The 6,000-nt window shown below is 42.7% G+C and carries 4 protein-coding genes; 3 read left to right on the forward strand and 1 reads right to left on the reverse strand.

The features are described 5' to 3' along the window. Nucleotides 1–2,471: 2,471 nt before the first annotated feature. The gene (locus tag A1355_RS08975) at nt 2,472–3,560 is read right to left on the reverse strand and encodes a hypothetical protein (protein WP_157197812.1); all 1,089 of its coding nucleotides are present in this window, start codon (nt 3,558–3,560) and stop codon (nt 2,472–2,474) included. Nucleotides 3,561–3,738: 178 nt separating this feature from the next. Between A1355_RS08975 and A1355_RS24490 the strand changes: the two genes are divergently transcribed. The 3 genes from A1355_RS24490 to A1355_RS08990 all read left to right on the forward strand — a co-directional run. Then, a complete protein-coding gene (locus A1355_RS24490; protein WP_082885455.1) occupies nt 3,739–4,650 on the forward strand; it encodes a ParA family protein in 912 nt (303 codons plus the stop codon). Continuing rightward, nucleotides 4,647–5,705: a ParB N-terminal domain-containing protein gene (locus tag A1355_RS08985; RefSeq protein ID WP_064027185.1), complete on the forward strand. Its 1,059-nt coding sequence runs from the start codon at nt 4,647–4,649 to the stop codon at nt 5,703–5,705. The genes A1355_RS24490 and A1355_RS08985 overlap by 4 nt, the downstream gene beginning before the upstream one ends. Beyond that, the coding region (locus A1355_RS08990; RefSeq protein WP_157197813.1) for a hypothetical protein at nt 5,698–6,000 on the forward strand (303 nt) is incomplete at its 3' end. The genes A1355_RS08985 and A1355_RS08990, both read left to right, overlap by 8 nt.

Genomic DNA, 6,000 nt, shown 5'->3' on the forward strand with positions numbered 1-6,000 from the left:
GGATTGGAAAGTGGCTGTTTGAGCGATTCTATCGCATATGTCAATTAGCAAAGAATATTTGATGTTGCTGAGATATGCAAATTTAAATTATGTCATTTCTTGCTTATTCGATTGCGTGAAAAGAAAATTTTTTTGTAAAAACAAAAAAAGAAGTTCGCCGCCGCTGACTTCGGCGGTACTAAAAATGACTAAAAGTGAAGACTATTTAAGACTAAACGGTGCATTCTTAAAAAATTGTGTTTTAATTTTAATGTGTTACTTCCATATTGACAATTGCTGATGTCACTTTATTACGGACTTTATGCTGTATTATTACGGTTTTTAAGTTCATTTCATACGGGATTTTTGTTACTAAATATCGGTGTTGATGTTCTGATATTACGGAATGTTGTGGATAAGTACTTATTGTTGTGGATATCGGACTATTTAAAATTGCTCGACTCCTATGTTCCATACTGCATGGGTATGCTTCAACAGAAGTCCACCGAACGCTCAAGTCTTTAGGGTCTTCATGTCGTTTTACTACGGACTTTCCCTGGCTAATGGTCAATGTAAAGTTTTGAGTTCGCTTGAGTTTTAGGCCTTTACTATGATCAGCTAATGTCGCTCTATTACGGAAATTCGTGGTGTCGGTTGCTAACTTTTTCTCCGTTTAGATCGGGGCGCAAATTTGGTTTTGAAGTTTTCTGACGTCGGTTTTTGATCTTGTAATCTGGAATACGATTGAAGTGACAACAATTTGGATGCGGAGTGTATTTAGGCCGCATGATCATGTAGCTGAATTCAGTTTTTACCCATTCCCGGTACCGTGTTTCAGGGTGCTATCTGCCATGGATTTATTGGATTTCACATAGCGATAGTATCGGCTGATCTTATATCCCCTCTGTTTAATGTTTGTCCGGCACCGGACATGCTATAGCTCAGATTCATGTCGCGATACTACGGAACTTTCTTGATTGGATATGTGGTACATGTCCTTTTTCGCCACAATTTTGTTGCGCGGTCCAAGTGCTATGTGTTCAGAGCTTGGTCGAACGCAGCTATACGATTTTCTCGTGAAATTTTGATGGTAGTCGTTCAAATTCCCCTATCAGCCTTTTCAGTGATGGATCATTTCATGTCGTTTTACTACGGAGTGAGGAAGTTTCAGTTTTTGACTTCTCTGCAGGCTACTTTTGGGTTGTTAGAAAGATGCCAGGCTCCTGTATTTCATCTTGTTAGCGTTCAAGCACTGCTTGGCTAGGGCTTTAGATTTGGAAGTCGCGTGAAAGCTACATAAATAATTTCCGTAGTTTCGCGACATGAATCGCTGTCCGGTACCGGACAGTCCAGCACTCATTCCCGATTAGAACGTGGAAGATTGGGATTTCGTACAAATTGACAACACAACTAGAAGCTCAATTTTCCGCGTTAAGGCTTTTAGATTTTCAAAGTACTTTTCCGTAGTCAAGCGACATCAAATTAAACGCGCGATGGCATGCTTTAATGTGTTGTGTCGTCCGGAATGGGGTGAGGTCAACCTGAAGTAGCTTCTGTTTATTTTCTAGGTAAGAGTAGCGTTCGCGTAACAATTGCTTGTTCGTGGCATGATGGCTACAGAAATTTGATGTCGCGCGACTACGGACTATGACTATTGTGTTTGTTATCAACTCCTGATTTTCTTATTTTTTCCAGGATCGGCGGGGTATTGCCTTGGGTCTACGTTGGTAAGTTTTCGGAGGATAGTAGGATGGATTTCTGGATTGCCGTATTTTTATGGCTCGCTTTTGAGCCACGTCCCGGTGTGATACCGGAGTTGGTTTGTCATAGATTTTGTAGTGTCCGGCGCCGGACAAACTTCCTGTGGTGTCTGCTTTCATGTCGCGTCACTACGGAGTAAATTTGGGGCGATTTATTCAGTTGGTAGGTTTGGCTTCTGGCCGAAAAGATTTTCGCTAATTCATTGGACTAGAACCGGGATTCCACCGTTACGGTGACGGCCTACGGCGGCCCTGAACGTTCGCGACCGCATTCTAACCCATCAAGGAGATCGAAGCATTTGCTTTCCGGGCCTCGCAGTTCAGGATAATCTTGCCGGTAGATAAGGAGTGATATGTGTCTTTTACTGTCCAAAGGACTGGGCGGATTCTGAGTTTATGTCGTTTGACTACGGAGATTATGTGCAAAGGCACCTAGGATAGTCTCCCCGGTACCTATTGAAGACATTACGATGTATTCAATCGTGTAAAGCTAGGAGTCTGCACCGAACTAATCAGGTTTTGAGACTTATGTCGTGCTACTACGGTTGATAAGTTCGAGTATTATTGAAGCCCCCTGCTCTACCCTGATTTTTGGGCGCTGCACATGGCCAGTCAATTGATTATGAAATGTTCTAAGATAAGAAGATAACATACATCATCCGCTGCCAAACTTTATGGATTTGGGATTAATGCAGTGCCGCTACGGAGATGGGGTTTGAATGGTTAACTACCCTATGATTTTTTCTGGCGCCAGAACTCCAAAATAAATGGCTCGCTTCTCCCGGTACCATGAATGTGATAGTCGCACCAATTAAATTGTTCTTTTAGTTGTTGTAGTACCGCCTCAATCCTGGGGCGTAACCGTGAGCGATTACCGTGCCAATGAATGGCATCTGCTATGTAGTCAAGTTCCCTTTTGTAGTAATTCCCCTGGGTACACAAAAAGCGATAGAGGGCTCTTCCGTTAGCTGATTTGATACTCCGCCGGATCTTCCAATTGTGATAAGTCGCTTGTTCTCGTAGCCACTTAACCATTAGAGGTGAAAATTGGGCAAAAATAAGACCGTCTTCTTTATAAGTTTGCCATTGAATGTCCACTAAACGTATTGTTTGACCAGTCCATGTTTCACCCAAATACAGGTCTCTCTTTTTGGTTTCGAGCTCTATGCTTACATGCCCTAGTCTTTTAATTGATTCAACAGTCGATTTGTAGTTTAAGCCAGAGTCATTTATTCCAAGCTCTTTATTAATCTGTCCGACAGTAGCAATCATGATCTGAACCGTTAAATTTCCCCTATCGTCATGTAGCCAAGAGGAATCGTTTAATGGTACAGGTAACTTTGAGGGCTGCCCAATTAGTCGTCGACCCGATAGCTGGAGCATAGCAAACAAAACGTCTTCATCTTCGATAGTTACTGGCGGACCGAATCGCCGGCCTCTGCCAAACGGCGTTTCAAATGCAAAAGCCATATCTTTATCCAGCATGCTTCGTTGATGCCTTGCTGGTATAGGTATGAAGATTGGCAATCTTGCTAACAATGTAGGTATGGCATTGTTGTCTGTCACCATCAACGATGTGAATAAGCCCAGTTGTTCGGCTTCTAACAATTTATCGTCGGCGGCTTTAACGAGCTTTCTGCCGATCCCTTTGGATTTTTTTACTGTTGATTGCTCTGGTTCCAGTTCAGCTTCAGCTGCTTTTACTAAACTAGCATTGATCAGTTGCTCTTTTTCGGCATCAAATAGGTCTTTTTGTCTTTGTAAGGATGCGGCATTTCTTTCCGCTAAAAAGCGTTCCATTTTTGTCAGCGACGGCGGCATGCTGTGCTCCATTGTTTAACTTACCACTAAATCTACCTTAATTATGGTTTAAGCTTGTAATGTAGTCAATGTACAATACTATAAACCATGTGGTACTATCAAGCGGATTATACGGTTAAGCGACAAACTGTCCGGCGCCGGACACTCTGAGGATACCTTTACGAATAGGGGATAAGCAATGCAGGTGAACGAACAGAATTCACGCATACCTAATTACACTCATTTAAAAGTTTTGACGATTAGCAATCATAAGGGAGGGGTAGCAAAAACAACCTTGTCAAAACTATTAACAGAATACAGTGTTAGACAGGGTAAGCGTGTTTTAGGGATAGACATTGATCCGCAGTGCAACTTTTCGGCAAGATTTGTACAAATGACGGACGATGGAGGTTCACCTCCTATCCATCCAAATTTTGATAAAGACGATCCAGCCTGGGATGAGTTACCGTACGCACCCCCAGGTTACTGGTCAATTGCTGAATTTTTCAGGCTAGGTTATGCAGAACCCTACCCAACAGATAGTCCAAATTTATCGTTTATACCTTCACACAAAAATGAGTTGACGACATTTTTAGAGCAGGTGGAGAGGAGTAGCATCCAAGAAGCAGTGGTTGAACACATGCGTGCAATGCTATCCATGGATTATTATCAAGAAGAATTCGATTTGGTCATCATTGATACGCCACCACAAACATCTGCATTAACAGCGTCCGCTGCGAGGGCTGCAACCCATTTGTTAATTCCGACTGAAATGCAAGAAGATTCAGTCGCTGGCATGGCAGACATGGCTCAATTGTGGCAGGCTGAAAACCAAATGAGACAAGAAGCTAAGCTGCAGTTGATAGGTATATTAGCTACAAAATATGATCCCCAGTCAGCTGCACAGAGAAGAACCCTTGATCAAATTGTCCAGAATGAAATATTGGGCGACAAGTTGATCCATCCTCCGATGCGTTATTTACAAACCTATGCAAATAGTTCCGCGACATACGCGAATCCGAGGTCTCTTTTTGAAATGCACGAGAATACCCCTGCGCGAGCGGAGGCGGAGCAATTCTGCAAAATAATTTTTGAGAGGATATTTTCATGAATGAAAACGGAACATCTCCAAAGAAACCCGGCGTACTTAAAAGAGCACCGCTTGGTGTAGGAGCGGGGACAATTAATAAAGTAGCAGCACAAATTGCTGCAGCGGAGTCGGCTACACCTCAAGAATATGAAATCAGGCAGATCCCATTGGCGGATGTTCAATTATGGGATGATCAGCCTCGGACATTTCATTTAACTGTTGAGGATGTCTATAGAGGTCTGGTGTTGCCATCGGATCCGCACTGTCAAACAAAGAATGAAGAATTAGAAGGGATAATAGCTTTGGCGATGAGCTTAAAGGAATTTGGATTATTGAATCCGCCCTTGGCATTTGCTCTTCCTGGAAAGCGAGTTCAATTGATGGGAGGACAGCGCCGCACAATGGCGGCAATTTTTGCATTATTTCATCTAAAGACCATAACAGATGAGCAGGGCGTCAACATTCACGAATTATCAATCAATCCAGCACCGGATTTAGTGAGGCTGGAAAGCGAACGAATTGCCGTAAAGGTGTTCCTAAAAAAGCCGTCAGAACAAACCGTTGAACGATTGGGCATTGTCGATAACGTACAGCGAACAGACTTACCAATCGGGGATAAATTGCGCTGGTTGATGAAATTTTCAGTACAGAAGGAAGCGCAGGGTAGGGATGTAAGTTGGAGAGACTTAGTAGATACCTTGGGCCTGTCACGTTCTCAGGCTTATGAATGGATAACAATTGTCCAGTCTAGAAATGATGAATATGTAAAGGACATGATTCAAAGAGTTATCTCGGGACAGGCATCATTGGCAAAACTTCTTGAATTAACCAAGGCAGATCCGTCAATCAGAGCGGACTTATTTAATCAGTGGTTCATGAGAAAACAAATACCCAGAACAGAGGTCAAAGTGTCATTGGGGCATACCACAAATCTATCGGCTATACGCTCATTAGTATTGGCTAATGTGGATGGGGACATTAAGCAGAAATTAGAGGCACTAAATTGGAATGATCCAAAAAGCGTTAAAAAGGCCTTTGCGGAGTTTTTAGAATTCTGGGAAAGTAAACATGGCTGAGAACCGTCCACAGGGGGTATTAGCGGTATCTCAAATCAAAAAAGTCACAGTAAAGTTGCCAACTGGGCTGAAAACATCCTTGCCTAAAAAAATACTGGCTGATGGGTACAACATGAGACAGAAAAGTAAATGGGTAGTAGAGGCTATTAAATCGTTGATTGCGAGGCAAGGATGGGAAGGGGCGCTACTCTCTGAATTAATGATAAAACCAGACGCACAAGACGTTTTTAGCATTCCCGAGGAATTAGTGTCTAGAATTAATTCCGAAATTCATAGAGTGGCGCTGGTCAATCCA

The sequence above is a fragment of the Methylomonas koyamae genome, assembly GCF_001644025.1.
Taxonomy (GTDB): Bacteria; Pseudomonadota; Gammaproteobacteria; order Methylococcales; family Methylomonadaceae; genus Methylomonas; species Methylomonas koyamae_A.